We start from the raw sequence: 14,849 nt of genomic DNA, 5'->3' as shown, positions 1-14,849 counted from the left end.
ATCCAGCCCACAAAAAAGGCCTCTTGCGAGGCCTTTTGCATGTTCAGCAGATCAACGCTTGAGCCCGTAGCTCTCATCCAGCATGCCTGGCGAGTTGGGCGCTTTCGGCGCATAGTCGCGCGGCACTTCGGCGGTGTCTTTAGGTGGGGTCAGGCGGTCACGCGGGCCTTGCGGTGCATCGGAGTGCAGCGCAGCCAGCAGGCGTTGGCGAGTGACGTCATCGAGGGCCAGACTGTTGGCGCCTTCAGCCAGGTGATCCTGTACGTCCTGGTAGCTCTGGGTCAGTTTCTTGACCAGCATGGCGGTGCTGTTGAAGTGGGTGACCACTTCGTTCTGGTAGCTGTCGAAGCGCTTCTGGATGTCATCCAGTTGACGCTGGGTGTTGCTCGGCGCCGCATTGGGCAGCAGGCGGGCAACAATGAAACCGACTGCCACACCGATGACCAGGGCCAGGGTTGGCAACAACCAAACAAGGAGCGAGAGTTCCACGAGTCCTTCCTCTATAAACGGCTTTGCTTTACGTTAACGGCTCAGACCTGCGCTGTATACCGCGAGCGATCGCAAATCAGAACAGAATTTCACACCTAGACGAATCGACCCTTCCCGAGGTCACGGAGTAGTGCCTTGCTTGTCCGCGAAACCCCCTTGTTCATCGATGGCCCTTGCGGCCAGCTTGAAGCTTTGTACCTCGACGTGGCGCAAGCCCGTGGCGCGGTGCTGATCTGCCATCCTAACCCGGTCCAGGGCGGCACCATGCTCAACAAGGTTGTCTCGACCCTGCAGCGCACCGCACGTGATGCCGGTTATGTGACCTTGCGTTTCAACTACCGTGGCGTCGGGCAAAGTGCTGGCAGCCATGACATGGGCGCTGGTGAAGTGGCCGATGCAGAGGCAGCTGCAGCATGGCTGCGTGCCAGGCACCCCGGGCTACCGCTGGTGCTGATGGGCTTTTCGTTCGGTGGTTTCGTTGCCACCAGCCTGGCCGGGCGCCTTGAAGCCGCAGGTGTCGAGCTGCAGCACCTGTTCATGATCGCCCCGGCAGTCATGCGCCTGACCGCCGAATTTCCGCTGCCGCAGCGCTGCCCGATCACCGTGGTGCAGCCGGACGCCGACGAAGTCGTCGCGCCGCAGCTGGTTTACGAATGGTCCGACAGCCTGTCGCGTCCCCATGAGCTGCTGAAAGTGGCAGAATGCGGACACTTCTTCCATGGCAAGCTGACCGATCTGAAGGATCTGCTGCTGCCGCGCCTTTCGAACTGAGCCAAGCCTGAATAAGCGAACACCCATGACCACGCGCATTCTTACCGGTATCACCACCACCGGCACTCCGCACCTGGGCAACTACGCCGGCGCCATCCGCCCGGCGATCCGTGCCAGCCAGCAGCCCGGTGTCGACTCGTTCTACTTCCTGGCCGACTACCACGCCCTGATCAAGTGCGACGACCCGCTGCGCATCCAGCGTTCGCGCCTGGAAATTGCTGCCACCTGGCTGGCCGGTGGCCTGGACCCGGACAAGGTGACCTTCTATCGCCAGTCTGACATCCCGGAAATCCCCGAGCTGACCTGGCTGCTTACCTGCGTTGCTGCCAAAGGCCTGCTGAACCGTGCGCATGCCTACAAGGCCTCGGTGGACAAGAACGTCGAGAGCGGCGAAGACCCGGACGCCGGCGTGACCATGGGTCTGTTCAGCTACCCGGTGCTGATGGCCGCCGATATCCTGATGTTCAACGCCAACAAGGTGCCAGTCGGCCGTGACCAGATCCAGCACGTGGAAATGGCCCGCGATATCGGCCAGCGCTTCAACCACCTGTTCGGTCAGGGCAAGGACTTCTTCGCCTTGCCGGAGGCGGTGATCGAGGAAAGCGTGGCGACCCTGCCGGGCCTGGACGGGCGCAAGATGTCCAAAAGCTATGACAACACCATCCCGTTGTTCACCAGCGCCAAGGACATGAAAGACGCCATCTCGCGCATCGTCACCGATTCGCGCGCGCCAGGTGAGGCGAAAGACCCGGACAACGCGCACCTGTTCACCCTGTACCAGGCCTTCTCGACGCCTGAGCAATGCGCCGGGTTCCGCGAAGAGCTGCTGCAGGGCCTGGGCTGGGGCGATGCCAAGCAGCGCCTGTTCCAGCTGCTGGACGGCCAGTTGGCCGAGAAGCGCGAGTACTATCACCAGCTGATCGCCCGTCCGGCGGACCTGGAAGACATCCTGCTGGCCGGCGCCGCCAAGGCCCGCAAGATCGCCACGCCGTTCCTCGAGCAGTTGCGCGAGGCCGTTGGCTTGCGTTCGTTCCGCAGCAGCGTGCAGGCCAGCACCGAGGTGAAGAAGAAGGCTGCCAAGAGCGCACGCTTCGTCAGCTTCCGTGACGAAGACGGCAGCTTCCGTTTCCGCCTGCTGGCCGCCGACGGTGAGCAACTGCTGCTGTCGCGCAGCTTCGCCGACGGCAAGAGTGCCGGCGCCGTGAGCAAGCAGTTGCAGCAGGGTGGCGAGGCCGATGTCCGCGTCGAAGGCCTGAGCTTCGGCCTGTGGCTCAATGGCGAGCAGGTCGCCGAAGGGCCGCAGTTCGACAACGCTGAAGCCCGTGATGCGGCCATTCAGAGCCTGAACGAAGCCTTGGCACCACAGCAGGACTGAGGTTGGCAAACGGTGGGAGCGGGCGTGCCCGCGAAACAGGCGCCGCGGTGCATGGCACCGGCTTTGCCGGTGTTCGCGGGCACGCCCGCTCCCACAGACTGATTGCCATTAAGCGGGCCTGTCGCTACAGTGACGGCCCGTTTTTTGTTGCCTCGCTAACGAATCATGACTCCCTTAGAACGCTATCAAGCAGATCTGAAACGTCCCGACTTCTTCCATGACGCGGCGCAGGAAACTGCGGTGCGTCACCTCCAGCGCCTGTACGACGACCTGGTGCACGCGCAGAACAACAAGCCGGGCGTGTTCGGCAAGCTGTTCGGCAAGAAGGAGCAGACCCCGGTCAAGGGCCTGTACTTCTGGGGTGGGGTAGGGCGAGGCAAGACCTACCTGGTTGATACTTTCTACGAAGCGCTGCCGTTCAAGCAGAAGATGCGTACGCACTTCCACCGCTTCATGAAGCGTGTGCACGAGGAAATGAAAACCCTCAAGGGCGAGAAGAACCCGCTGACCATCATTGCCAAGCGCTTCAGCGAAGAAGCCAAGGTGATCTGCTTCGACGAATTCTTCGTGTCGGACATTACCGACGCCATGATCCTCGGCACCTTGATGGAAGAGCTGTTCAAGAATGGCGTGTCGCTGGTGGCGACCTCCAACATCGTGCCGGACGGCCTGTACAAGGACGGCCTGCAGCGTGCGCGCTTCCTGCCGGCCATCGCCATGATCAAGCAGTACACCGACGTGGTTAACGTCGATAGCGGGGTCGACTACCGCTTGCGTCATCTGGAGCAGGCTGAACTGTTCCACTTCCCGCTCGATGACGCGGCGCACCAGAGCATGCGCGCCAGCTTCAAGGCGCTCACCCCCGAGTGCACCCAGGCGATAGAAAACGACGTGCTGATGATCGAGAACCGCCCGATCAATGCCCTGCGTACTTGCGACGACGTCGCCTGGTTCGACTTCCGCGCCCTGTGCGACGGGCCGCGTAGCCAGAACGACTATATTGAGTTGGGCAAGATTTTCCACGCCGTATTGCTGAGCAACGTGGAGCAGATGGGCGTCACCACCGACGACATCGCCCGCCGCTTCATCAACATGGTGGACGAGTTTTACGATCGCAACGTCAAGCTCATCATCTCGGCCGAGGTGGAGTTGAAGGACCTGTATACCGGTGGGCGTCTGAGCTTCGAGTTCCAGCGTACCCTGAGCCGGTTGCTGGAGATGCAGTCGCACGAATTCCTGGCGCGCGCGCACAAGCCTTAACAGCAGCAAGCTTCAGACGGCAAGGAAAATTCAGGGCAATGCGCGATCCGCTCTGGTTTTTCCTTGTCGCTTCAAGCGCGAAGCCTGCTGCTCTGGAAGCCTCTCAGGCCTCCTGCATGAACTGCTGCCGATACTGGTTCGGCGACAACTCGGTGTGCTGGCGGAACAGTCGCGCAAAGAAACTGGCATCGTCATACCCCACCTCGTAACTGATGGTCTTGATGCTCTTGCGCGTGCTCGACAACAACCCCTTGGCTGTCTCGATGCGTAGCCGTTGCAGGTAGTGCAGCGGCTTGTCACCTGTTGCGCCCTGGAAGCGGCGCATGAAGTTGCGGATGCTCATGCCGTGGTTGCGAGCCACATCCTCGAAGCGGAACTTGTCGGCGAAGTGCTCCTCCAGCCAGTGCTGGATCTGCAGGATGATCAGGTCCTGGTGCAGCTTCTGCCCGCCAAAGCCCATGCGCCCCGGGGTGTAGTTGCGCTGCACTTCGTAAAGGATATCGCGGGACACCGCACGGGCCACGTTGGCGCCGCAAAAGCGTTCGATCAGGTAGATGTAAAGGTCGCAGGCTGAAGTTGCACCGCCGGCGCAATAGATATTGTCGGCATCGGTCAGGTGCTTGTCCTGGTTCAGGCGGATCTGCGGGAAGCGTTCGGCAAAGCTGTTGAAGAAGCGCCAGTAGGTGGTCGCCTCCTTGCCATCGAGCAGACCGGATTCGGCCAGCCAGAACACACCACTGGCCTCGGCGCACAGCACCGCGCCACGCGCGTGCTGTTCACGGAGCCACGGCAGCACCTGTGGATAACGTTGCAGCAGGTTGTCGAAATCATCCCAGTAGGCCGGAAGGATGATCACATCAGCGTCGTCCAGGCCGCCGTCAACCGGTAACTGCACATTGCTGAAGCTGTCCACGGGCTGGCTGTCGGGGCTCACCAGGCGGATTTCGAACATGGGCTGCAAGCCCAGGCCCAGCTGCTTGCTGTAGCGCAGGCTGGCGAGGTGGAAGAAGTCCTTGGCCTGCATCAAGGTCGAAGCAAACACCTTGTCAATGGCCAGGATGCTGACGCGCCGCAGCGACGCTGAGGGTTGGGTAAACATCATTGTCATTGTTCTTATAGGGTAGAGTGGTCAATCACCGGCTGGATCGTCTTATTTTTTGGCGATTGTGTCTACCCCATGGAGCAGCGGCGCGAGGCGGTGCGCAGTGTTTGGATCAAGGCGCCGGGTTGGGTTGCTCCTGATGAATGGCTTCGATCGCTGTCAGCAGATCGGCGCTCAGGTTCAGTTCAAGGCTGGCCAGGTTGCTGTCCAGCTGCTGCAGGCTGGTGGCGCCAATGATGTTGCTGGTCACGAACGGCTGTCGGGTGACGAACGCCAAGGCCATTTGCGCCGGGTCCAGGCCGTGCTCGCGGGCCAGCTGCACGTAGCGGCTGCAGGCCGCCACGGTCTGAGGGTTGGAGTAACGGGCAAAGCGGCTGAACAGGGTCAGGCGTGCATTGTCCGGCCGTGCGCCGTTCTCGTACTTGCCCGAGAGCATGCCGAAGGCCAGCGGCGAATAGGCCAGCAGGCCACACTGTTCGCGTATGGCCACTTCTGCCAGGCCCACCTCGAAGCTGCGGTTGAGCAGGTTGTACGGGTTCTGGATCGATACCGCCCGCGGCCAGCCATGGTTCTCGGCCAATTGCAGGAATTTCATGGTGCCCCACGGTGTTTCGTTGGACAGGCCGATGTGGCGGATCTTGCCCGCACGTACCTGCTCGTCGAGCACCTGGAGGGTTTCTTCCAGTGGGGTGAAGTGATCCTGCGGCAGGTGCTGGTAGCCCAGCTTGCCGAAAAAGTTGGTGCTGCGCTCTGGCCAGTGCAACTGGTACAGGTCGATTCGGTCGGTCTGCAGGCGCTTCAGGCTCTCGTCCAGCGCCGCGACGATGTGCTGACGGTTGTGCTTGAGCTGCCCGTCGCGGATATGGCTGATGCCGTTGCCCGGGCCTGCAACCTTGCTGGCCAGGATCCACGCGTCGCGGTCGCCATGTTCGCGGAACCAGTTGCCGATGATGCGCTCGGTGGCCGCGTAGGTCTCCGGGCGGGGAGGGACCGGGTACATCTCGGCGGTGTCGATGAAGTTGACCCCGGCGGCTTTGGCCCGGGCAATTTGTGCGAAGGCCTCGGCCTGGATGTTCTGCTCGCCCCAGGTCATGGTGCCCAGGCACAGGGCGCTGACGTTGAGATCGGTACGGCCGAGCTGGCGGTATTCCATCGGTTAGTCACTCCTTGGCAATGGATGCTCATCAAAGCAGGTTGAAATTTTTCGCGCAATCTGGATAATTCAGCCCCTCTCCGCGTGGCGGAAGTGATGCACCATCACGCAGGAAGAACCCCGTCGAACATTGGCGTGCCCGACCCGAGCCCCCAAAAGCGTCTGTGTTCGGCTGCGCGCTTGCCCTTGGCAAGCTGTGCACTATCCAGTAAGATTCGCCGTCTATTTTTCGCTGGGCGGCCTCTGAGGCTTTAGAGAATGAAAACTTTTACTGCTAAACCGGAAACAGTAAAGCGCGAGTGGTTCGTAGTCGACGCCGCTGGCCAGACCCTGGGTCGTCTGGCTACCGAAATCGCTACCCGTCTGCGTGGCAAACACAAACCAGAATACACCCCTCACGTTGACACCGGCGACTACATCGTCGTTATCAACGCCGAGCAGGTTCGTGTGACTGGTGCCAAGTCTTCCGACAAAATGTACTACTCCCACTCCGGTTTCCCAGGCGGTATCAAGGAAATCAACTTCGAGAAGTTGATCGCCAAGGCCCCTGAGCGTGTTATCGAAACTGCGGTCAAGGGCATGCTGCCTAAGAACCCGCTGGGTCGCGACATGTACCGTAAGCTGAAAGTGTACGCGGGTGCTGCTCACCCACACACTGCTCAGCAGCCTCAAGAACTGAAGATCTAACGGGATAGTTCATTATGTCGGCGACTCAAAATTACGGCACTGGCCGTCGCAAGACCGCAACCGCTCGCGTATTCCTGCGTCCGGGTACTGGTAACATCTCCATCAACAACCGTTCTCTGGACGTGTTCTTCGGTCGCGAAACCGCTCGCATGGTTGTTCGCCAGCCGCTCGAGCTGACTGAATCCGTTGAGAAATTCGACATCTACGTCACCGTTTCCGGTGGTGGTGTCAGCGGTCAAGCCGGTGCGATCCGTCACGGTATCACCCGCGCTCTGATGGAATACGACGAAACCCTGCGTGGCGCTCTGCGTCGTGCTGGCTACGTCACCCGCGACGCTCGTGAAGTTGAGCGTAAGAAAGTGGGTCTGCGTAAAGCGCGTAAGCGTCCTCAGTACTCCAAGCGTTAATACCGCTTCGGCAGTCGAAAAAAGCCCGGTTCCTTGGAACCGGGCTTTTTTTTTGGGCTTGAACTAACCTGTCAGCAGTCAGTGGCCGCTTGTCGCATAGACGCAGATCAAGCAAAGCGTGGGTTGTCGCCCTTGCCGGGGTAATCACCTTGTCAGTGTGTGGATTTGTTTCTTACCATGGCGGCCAATTTTTAGTGCCATTGACACAACCTAAGTACAGGCCAGGTCCAACTGGCCAAGCAAGCTGATGGGAGAGGACTGAATGAGCAATGACGGCGTCAACGCAGGCCGGCGCCGCTTCCTCGTAGCCGCGACATCCGTGGTCGGGGCGGCGGGGGCAGTGGGGGCTGCGGTACCGTTCGTGGGGTCATGGTTTCCCAGTGCCAAGGCGAAAGCCGCGGGTGCACCGGTGAAGGTCAACATCGCCAAGGTCGAGGCCGGGCAGCAGATGGTGGCCGAGTGGCGTGGCCAGCCCGTATTCATCGTGCGGCGAACGGAGGAAATCCTTGGCAATCTGAAAAAAATCACGGGTGACCTGTCCGACCCCGAGTCCAAGGCCTCGGTACAGCCAGCGTACGTCGACCCTGAGGTTCGCTCGATCAAACCGGAAATTCTCATTCTCGTTGGTCTGTGCACGCACCTGGGCTGCTCGCCCACCTTCCGACCGGAAGTGGCACCCGCTGACCTTGGGCCGAAATGGGTTGGTGGCTACTTCTGCCCGTGCCACGGCTCCCACTATGACCTGGCTGGCCGTGTCTACAAGTCCCAGCCGGCGCCTCTCAACCTGCCCGTGCCACCACACTCTTATGAGTCGGACGAGATCATCGTCATTGGCGTCGACCAGGAGAACGCATGATGAGCAAGTTCATGGACTGGATTGATGCTCGCTTCCCCGCCACCAAGATGTGGGAAGACCACCTGAGCAAGTATTACGCACCCAAGAACTTCAACTTCCTGTACTTCTTTGGCTCGCTTGCATTGCTGGTGCTGGTCAACCAGATCGTGACCGGCGTTTGGCTGACCATGAGCTTCACGCCTTCGGCGGAAGAGGCGTTCGCCTCGGTCGAGTACATCATGCGTGACGTGGAATACGGCTGGATCCTGCGCTACCTGCACTCCACGGGGGCGTCAGCGTTCTTCATCGTGGTCTACCTGCACATGTTCCGCGGCCTGCTCTACGGCTCCTATCAGAAGCCACGCGAACTGGTCTGGTTGTTCGGCATGCTGATCTATCTGGCGCTGATGGCTGAAGCGTTCATGGGCTACCTGCTGCCATGGGGGCAGATGTCGTACTGGGGGGCCCAGGTGATCATCTCGCTGTTCGGTGCCATCCCGGTGATCGGTGATGACCTCACCCAGTGGATCCGCGGTGACTACCTGATCTCGGGCATCACCCTGAACCGCTTCTTCGCCCTGCATGTGGTTGCCCTGCCAATCGTGATTCTTGGCCTGGTGGTATTGCACATCCTCGCCCTGCACGAAGTGGGTTCGAACAACCCTGATGGCGTCGACATCAAAAAGAAAAAGGACGAAAACGGTATTCCGCTGGATGGTATTCCGTTCCACCCGTACTACACCGTCAAAGACATTGTTGGCGTGGTGGTGTTCCTGTTCGTGTTCTGCGCCGTGGTGTTCTTCTTCCCTGAAATGGGCGGTTATTTCCTGGAGAAACCTAACTTCGAGCAGGCCAACGCCTTCAAGACCCCAGAGCACATCGCGCCGGTGTGGTACTTCACGCCGTTCTACGCAATCCTGCGTGCGGTGCCTGACAAACTGATGGGCGTCATTGCCATGGGGGCGGCCATCGCCGTGCTGTTCGTGTTGCCCTGGCTCGACCGCAGCCCGGTGCGCTCCATGCGTTACAAGGGCTGGATCAGCAAGGCCTTCCTGCTGGTGTTCTGCGTGTCCTTCGTCATCCTCGGCGTGCTGGGCGTACTGGCACCGACACCTGGGCGTACCTTGTTGTCGCAGGTGTGCACGGTGCTGTACTTCGCCTACTTCCTGCTGATGCCGTTCTACACAAGGCTCGAGAAGACCAAACCGGTTCCGGAAAGGGTGACTGGCTGATGAAAAAGTTGATTGCAGTATTTTTGCTGGCAGTGATGCCTGCCTTTTCCTTCGCTGCCGAAACTGGCCTGGAGCTGGACAAGGTCGATATCGACCTGACTGACAAAGCCGCCATGCAGGACGGTGCGCGTACCTTCGCCAACTATTGCATGGGTTGCCACAGTGCCAAGTTCCAGCGTTACGAGCGGGTGGCTGATGACCTGGGGATTCCGCATGAGCTGATGCTCGAGAAGCTGGTGTTCACCGGTGCCAAGATTGGTGACCACATGCAGATCGGCATGAAGCCCGGCGACGCCAAGACCTGGTTCGGTGCCGCGCCGCCCGACCTGACCCTGGTGGCCCGCGTACGCGGTACCGACTGGCTTTACACTTACCTGCGCAGCTTCTATGAGGATCCATCGCGCCCTTACGGGGTTAACAACAAGGTATTCCCGAACGTCGGCATGCCTAACGTGCTGGTAGGTCTGCAAGGCAACCAGGTGGTAGGTTGCAAGCAGGTGCAGACTGTGGTCGATGGCAAGAAGCAATTCGACCCGTTGACCGGCAGCCCGTTGACCCATGAAGCTTGTGATCAGCTGACCATTACGCCGAATTCCGGTACCCTGACGACCGAGCAGTTCGACGAGAAGGTCAAGAACCTTGTGACCTTCCTGGCCTATTCGGCCAACCCAGTCAAGCTGGAGAGCCAGCGCATCGGCACCTATGTGTTGCTGTACCTGGCTTTCTTCTTCGTATTCGCCTACTTGCTCAAGCGTGAATACTGGAAGGACGTGCACTGATCACGCAGTAGTTTCTGGTTGTTGAACGCGCCCGGGGTGGCCTAGCAGTATTGCCAGGTCACCCCGGGCGCGTTTTCATTTAAAGTTGCACAAGCATCCGTGCGAGGAGCCGCTACATGGGCGCAACCAACAGGTTAGCCTGCTATTCCGATCCCGCTGATCATTATTCTCATCGGGTGCGCCTGGTTCTGGCCGAGAAGGGCGTCAGCGTGCAGTTTATCGATGTCGATCCCGCCCGCCTGCCGCCGAAGCTGGCCGAGGTCAACCCATATGGCAGCGTGCCGACCTTGGTCGACCGTGACCTGGCGTTGTATGAATCGACCGTGGTAATGGAATACCTCGAGGAGCGTTACCCGCACCCGCCGCTGATGCCGGTGTACCCGGTTGCGCGTGGCAACAGCCGTCTGCTGATGCATCGCATCCAGCGCGACTGGTGTGCCTTGGCCGATACCGTACTTGACCCGCGTAGCAGTGAAGCTGCCCGAACCGAGGCGCGCAAGGCCTTGCGCGAAAGCCTGACCGGTGTCTCGCCGTTGTTCAGCGAGTTCGTCTGCTTCATGAGTGATGAGCAAAGCCTGGTCGATTGCTGTCTATTGCCCATACTCTGGCGTTTGCCGGTGTTGGGTATCGAGTTGCCGCGGCAAGCCAAGCCGCTGCTGGATTACATGGAGCGCCAGTTCGCCCGCGAGCCTTTCCAGGCGAGCCTGTCCTCCGTAGAACGTGAAATGCGCAAGCTTTAAGGAGCCGTTGATGAACTCCAGTCGCCCCTATCTGGTTCGAGCACTGTACGAGTGGATCGTCGACAACGATTGCACGCCCCATATGCTGGTCAATGCCGAATTCCCGAAAGTTCAGGTGCCGGATGGTTTCGCCAGTGATGGCCAGATCGTCTTGAATATATCGCCAAGTGCCGTGCGCAGCCTGCACATGGACAATGACGCAGTCAGCTTTGAGGGGCGCTTCAGTGGCGTGGCTCACTCGCTGTTCGTGCCGGTTGGTGCCATCCTGGGTATCTACGCCCGCGAAAATGGCCAGGGTATGGTTTTCGAGCTGGAGCCGCCTTTGATGGATGGCGACGAGCTGGAAGACGATGATGTACAGCCGGATGGCGATGGCCCGCCAGACGATGGAGGGCAGCCGCCGCGTCCGACTGGCCGGCCAAGCCTGAAAGTGGTCAAGTAACAAAAAAGGCGATCCGGATGGGTCGCCTTTTTTGTGTCTGCGATGGAGCGGGACTACCCGCGAAGAGGCCCGCGCAGACAATCACTGATTCAATCGATGTACTCGAACAGCTTGACGATCTTCTGCACGCCCGACACGCCCTGCACCACGGCAGTGGCCGAGTTGGCTTCTTGACGGGTGACCAGGCCAAGCAGGTAGACGATGCCGTTTTCGGTAATCACCTTGATGCGCGAGCTGGGTACGGCACTGTCGGTCAGCATCTGAGCCTTGATCTTGGTGGTCAGCCAGGCGTCGTTGTTGCGCGCCAGAATGGAGGAAGGCTGCATCACTTGCAGCTCGTTGTGCACTCTCTTGACGCGCTGTACCTGGCTGGCGGTCTGCTCTGCAAGGCTCTTGAGGTCGGCGCGCGGGGTCTGGCCGGCCAGCAGGACGATGCCGTTGTAGCTGCTGACAACGATGTGCGAGCCTTTGTCCAGGTCTGGGCTGGCCTTGGAAATGTTCACGGCGGCCTTGGTTTCGATCAGCGAGTCGTCGATCTTGCTACCAATGGTGCGCGTGCCGCGATCGTCCTCGATCGGCGAATTGCGGGTGGAGGTGAGTACCGAGCTGCAACCAGTGACGCTCAGGCACAGGGTCAGGGCTATCAGGCCGAGGCGCATAGGGGTCATTCTTCACTCCCGAACAGTTGGCTGTCGATCAGATCGCACAGGCAGTGGATCGCCAGCAGGTGGACTTCCTGGATGCGCGCGGTAACTGTCGAAGGCACGCGGATTTCCACGTCCTCGGGTAGCAGCAGCGAAGCCATGCCGCCGCCGTCGCGACCAGTCAATGCTACGACAATCATTTCGCGGTCATGTGCGGCCTGGATCGCCTGGATCACGTTGGCCGAATTGCCGCTGGTGGAGATCGCCAGCAGAACGTCACCGGGCTGGCCCAGGGCGCGGATCTGCTTGGAAAAGACTTCGTTGTAGCTGTAGTCGTTGGCGATCGAGGTCAGGGTCGAGCTGTCGGTGGTCAGCGCGATGGCCGGCAAGCTGGGGCGCTCGCGCTCGAAGCGGTTGAGCAGCTCCGATGAAAAGTGCTGGGCATCGCCGGCCGAGCCGCCGTTGCCGCAGGCGAGCATCTTGCCCTCGTTGAGCAACGCATTGACCATGACCAGGCTGGCCTGCTCGATGTGCGGTGCCAGGATGTCCATTGCCTGTTGCTTGGTTTCGATGCTGGCCTCGAACAGCCGGCGAATTCGGGATTGCATGTCCATCTGGTGACCTTAAGTGGGGCGGTGGCCTTTGCTACGCGCAACAACGACCAGCCCGCGATACATAGAGCGAAAAAAACAAAGTGGGTTCAGCATTCGAAGGCGTTTTTCAGCCATTGAAGCGGTCTGCCTGCGTGGTGGCTGCCCTGCAGGGCGACTACGTCGAAGCGGCAGGGGTGGTTGCCCCAGTGAGCCTCCTTCTGCAGGAACAGGCTGGCAGCAAGCACCAACCGTTTCTGCTTGCGCCCGTCGATACTGTCGAGGGCGCCTCCGAAGGCCGCGTGCAAGCGGTAGCGGACTTCGACGAATACTACTGTATCGGCGTCGAGCATGACCAGATCAAGCTCACCGCCTTTGCATCGCCAGTTGCGTGCCAGCAACTGCAGCCCTTGCCCTTGAAGGTACTCAAGGGCAAGGGTTTCTGCCGCTTGCCCGGCGCTGGTTGGCGATGCTGAGGCCATCAACGCACGGTGTCAGGCAGGCGCTTGACCTGGCCGCCGGTAAACTCGGCCCATGGCAGCTGGCGCTCGACGCGCTGGTTGGCATTGATGCTCAGGCTGCCCGAAAGGCCCAGGATGCGGTTGTCCGGTAGCGCTTTCAGTTGGCCCAGGCGCGGTGCCAGGCTGTAGGCATCGACGCCCATGGCATACAGGCGGCCGAGGCTGCCAGCGGCTTGCGGCCACTGCTGTACAACCTGTTGACGCAGGCTGTTGCTGGTGTCGAGCAGCCACGGTGTTTCGCAGAAGCGGATGCCGTTCATGTCATTGTACTGGTTGACGTCGCCGCTGGCGCTGTACAGGTTCGAAGTGGCATAGACCGGCACGTCACCGGCGTACTGGAAGTTCAGGGTCGGCTTGATCTGCTGCGCCTGTTGTGGGGTCGAGGCGAGGAAGATGAAGTCGATGTCCTGACGGCGCGACGGTTGTGCAGCGATGCGGCCGCCTACCGTGCTTTGCAGGCTCTTGGCGCGGCCTTCGCTCTGGCGTAGCTGGAACAGGTCGGCAATCTGCTGGGCCAGGGCGACCGGCTGGGCGATGCGTTCGGCGGCGAGCAGGGTTCCGCCATTGCCTTCCCAGTCCTGGCGGAAGGCGGCCAGGACACGGTCACCCCATTCGCCGCTCGGTACCAGGGCTACGGCGCGGACCATGCCATCGGCGCGGGCGCGGCGGGAGACTTCACGGGCTTCGTCTTCGGCAGCCAGGCCGAACTGGAACAACTGTGGCGGCGCCTTCTGGCCGGCGTCAGCGTAGTTCAGGGCCAGGGTGGTGATCGGCAGTTGTGGTTTGGCGGCCAGTTGTTTGACCAATGGTTTTTCCAGCGGGCCGATGACCAGCTGCACGCCGGCGGCTTGGGCCTGGCGATAGAAGTCGTCCAGCGAGCCGATACGCGAGCTGTCGAACACCTGCACCGCAGGCGCTGGCTGGCCGGTTTGCTGGGCCTGGAAGTGAGCGGCCATGAAGCCGTCACGCAGTGCGCGGGCAACACCGGCCAGTGGGCCTTCCTGAGGCAGCAGCAGGGCGATCCTGGTCAGCGGCTGGCTGGCCAGTTCCTTGAGCTTGATCAGTGCCACCGGCAGTTGCTGGGCGGCAGGGTGGTCCGGGTGCTGTTTGACCCAGGCCTCGATGGCTGCTTGCTGCTGCTCCAGGGTGCCGGCGCTTTTCACGGCGAACGCCAGGCTGGTCCAGCCGGCCAGTGTCTGATCGTTGGTTGGCTGCTGCAGTTGCTCTGCAGGCAGCGAGGCGACCAGGGCCCAGGTGGCGTCATTGTTGGCGCTGGCCGCCTGGCCGCTGAGCAGTGGCGCCAGCAGTATGCGCTGCTGTGCGGCAGCCAGGGCCTGGCCATCGGCTTCAAGTGCGGCGGCGTGCACGGTATAGGTGCGCGCCTGTTGCTCTGGCGGCAGCTCGGCAAGGCGCTGCAGACTGGGGTGGGCCAGGGCGGTCAGGGCCGCCTTGGGCTGGTTGCGGCTCATGGCCAGTTCGGCCGCGAGGGTGCTGGCGAATACTTGCTGGGCCGGCTTGAGTGTGTCCAGCTGGACCTGCTCGAGAATGCGTGCGGCGCGTGGGAAGTCCTTCTGCTTGTAGGCCAGATCGGCCGCGCTCAGGCGCAGCAGAGCGGCGTCTTCCGCAGACTTGCTGGAAGCGGCCTTTTCGAGCAGTTGCTCGATGCTGGCGTCCGGGGTGCGTGGCAGTTCGCCCAGGCTGGATGAGGGCGAGCTGGCGCAGGCTGCCAGCAGGGCGGCGAGGCAGAGGGCTGTGAGCAGCCGCAGGCAAGCGATCATGTAAAGGTCCTGTTACTCGATCAAGTTGGCCGGCAATTGTACCC

General features: G+C 60.9%; 17 protein-coding genes. 10 read left to right on the top strand and 7 right to left on the bottom strand.

The genetic code is table 11. The annotated features are described in order from the left end of the window. Window positions 1-51: 51 nt before the first annotated feature. Entirely contained in the window at window positions 52-489 is a 438-nt protein-coding gene (locus tag ACF8GF_RS12165) for a YhcB family protein (RefSeq protein ID WP_010952432.1), read from the bottom strand. Window positions 490-624: 135 nt separating this feature from the next. Between ACF8GF_RS12165 and ACF8GF_RS12160 the strand changes: the two genes are divergently transcribed. The 3 genes from ACF8GF_RS12160 to zapE all read left to right on the top strand — a co-directional run bounded on the left by ACF8GF_RS12160 (window position 625) and on the right by zapE (window position 3,895). After that, window positions 625-1,260, top strand: a complete 636-nt coding sequence (locus ACF8GF_RS12160) for an alpha/beta hydrolase (protein WP_176682598.1) — start codon at window positions 625-627, stop codon at window positions 1,258-1,260. Between the two features lie 25 nt (window positions 1,261-1,285). Continuing rightward, entirely contained in the window at window positions 1,286-2,635 is a 1,350-nt protein-coding gene (locus ACF8GF_RS12155) for a tryptophan--tRNA ligase (protein WP_392487970.1), read from the top strand. Between the two features lie 165 nt (window positions 2,636-2,800). Next, window positions 2,801-3,895, top strand: a complete 1,095-nt coding sequence (zapE, locus tag ACF8GF_RS12150; RefSeq protein ID WP_014592295.1) for a cell division protein ZapE — start codon at window positions 2,801-2,803, stop codon at window positions 3,893-3,895. Window positions 3,896-3,998: 103 nt separating this feature from the next. Here the strand turns inward: zapE and ACF8GF_RS12145 are convergent, their stop codons facing one another. Both ACF8GF_RS12145 and ACF8GF_RS12140 read right to left on the bottom strand, forming a co-directional pair. Further along, window positions 3,999-4,919, bottom strand: coding sequence for a GlxA family transcriptional regulator (locus ACF8GF_RS12145; RefSeq protein ID WP_172402841.1), 921 nt, complete (start codon window positions 4,917-4,919; stop codon window positions 3,999-4,001). Window positions 4,920-5,109: 190 nt separating this feature from the next. Then, window positions 5,110-6,150, bottom strand: a complete 1,041-nt coding sequence (locus ACF8GF_RS12140; protein WP_392487969.1) for an NADP(H)-dependent aldo-keto reductase — start codon at window positions 6,148-6,150, stop codon at window positions 5,110-5,112. Between the two features lie 258 nt (window positions 6,151-6,408). On the opposite strand from ACF8GF_RS12140, the gene rplM reads away from it, so the two are divergent. The 7 genes from rplM to ACF8GF_RS12105 all read left to right on the top strand — a co-directional run bounded on the left by rplM (window position 6,409) and on the right by ACF8GF_RS12105 (window position 11,272). Continuing rightward, window positions 6,409-6,837 (top strand): 50S ribosomal protein L13, encoded by a 429-nt coding sequence (gene rplM, locus ACF8GF_RS12135; protein WP_003251819.1) that lies wholly within the window; start codon window positions 6,409-6,411, stop codon window positions 6,835-6,837. 14 nt (window positions 6,838-6,851) lie between these two features. Then, window positions 6,852-7,244, top strand: coding sequence for a 30S ribosomal protein S9 (gene rpsI / locus ACF8GF_RS12130; protein WP_003251821.1), 393 nt, complete (start codon window positions 6,852-6,854; stop codon window positions 7,242-7,244). A 262-nt stretch (window positions 7,245-7,506) separates the two neighbouring features. After that, window positions 7,507-8,100 carry a ubiquinol-cytochrome c reductase iron-sulfur subunit gene (petA, locus tag ACF8GF_RS12125; protein WP_003251823.1) on the top strand — a complete coding sequence of 198 codons (594 nt, stop codon included), beginning with the start codon at window positions 7,507-7,509 and terminating at the stop codon, window positions 8,098-8,100. Next, on the top strand, window positions 8,100-9,311 hold the full coding sequence (locus tag ACF8GF_RS12120) for a cytochrome bc complex cytochrome b subunit (protein WP_176682602.1): 1,212 nt from the start codon (window positions 8,100-8,102) through the stop codon (window positions 9,309-9,311). Before petA ends, ACF8GF_RS12120 begins: the two co-directional genes overlap by 1 nt. Further along, on the top strand, window positions 9,311-10,090 hold the full coding sequence (locus ACF8GF_RS12115) for a cytochrome c1 (RefSeq protein ID WP_392487968.1): 780 nt from the start codon (window positions 9,311-9,313) through the stop codon (window positions 10,088-10,090). The genes ACF8GF_RS12120 and ACF8GF_RS12115 overlap by 1 nt, the downstream gene beginning before the upstream one ends. 116 nt (window positions 10,091-10,206) lie before the next feature. Continuing rightward, window positions 10,207-10,830, top strand: a complete 624-nt coding sequence (locus tag ACF8GF_RS12110) for a glutathione S-transferase N-terminal domain-containing protein (RefSeq protein WP_392487967.1) — start codon at window positions 10,207-10,209, stop codon at window positions 10,828-10,830. Between the two features lie 10 nt (window positions 10,831-10,840). Next, window positions 10,841-11,272 carry a ClpXP protease specificity-enhancing factor gene (locus ACF8GF_RS12105; protein WP_176682605.1) on the top strand — a complete coding sequence of 144 codons (432 nt, stop codon included), beginning with the start codon at window positions 10,841-10,843 and terminating at the stop codon, window positions 11,270-11,272. An 89-nt stretch (window positions 11,273-11,361) separates the two neighbouring features. Here the strand turns inward: ACF8GF_RS12105 and ACF8GF_RS12100 are convergent, their stop codons facing one another. From ACF8GF_RS12100 to ACF8GF_RS12085, 4 genes are all read right to left on the bottom strand, one after another. Then, entirely contained in the window at window positions 11,362-11,940 is a 579-nt protein-coding gene (locus ACF8GF_RS12100) for a BON domain-containing protein (RefSeq protein WP_392487966.1), read from the bottom strand. Continuing rightward, window positions 11,937-12,530 carry a phosphoheptose isomerase gene (locus ACF8GF_RS12095; protein WP_012053657.1) on the bottom strand — a complete coding sequence of 198 codons (594 nt, stop codon included), beginning with the start codon at window positions 12,528-12,530 and terminating at the stop codon, window positions 11,937-11,939. Before ACF8GF_RS12095 ends, ACF8GF_RS12100 begins: the two co-directional genes overlap by 4 nt. Window positions 12,531-12,616: 86 nt before the next feature. Continuing rightward, complete coding sequence (locus tag ACF8GF_RS12090) at window positions 12,617-12,988, bottom strand: YraN family protein (protein ID WP_392461360.1); 372 nt, start codon at window positions 12,986-12,988, stop codon at window positions 12,617-12,619. After that, window positions 12,988-14,805, bottom strand: a complete 1,818-nt coding sequence (locus ACF8GF_RS12085; protein ID WP_176682608.1) for a penicillin-binding protein activator — start codon at window positions 14,803-14,805, stop codon at window positions 12,988-12,990. Before ACF8GF_RS12085 ends, ACF8GF_RS12090 begins: the two co-directional genes overlap by 1 nt. Between the last annotated feature and the right edge of the window lie 44 nt (window positions 14,806-14,849).

The sequence above is a fragment of the Pseudomonas sp. yb_5 genome, assembly GCF_043103865.1.
GTDB classification, from domain to species: domain Bacteria; phylum Pseudomonadota; class Gammaproteobacteria; order Pseudomonadales; family Pseudomonadaceae; genus Aquipseudomonas; species Aquipseudomonas putida_Y.
Note: the sequence above shows the minus strand (reverse complement) of the source record. Positions and strands in the feature narration are given on the sequence as shown.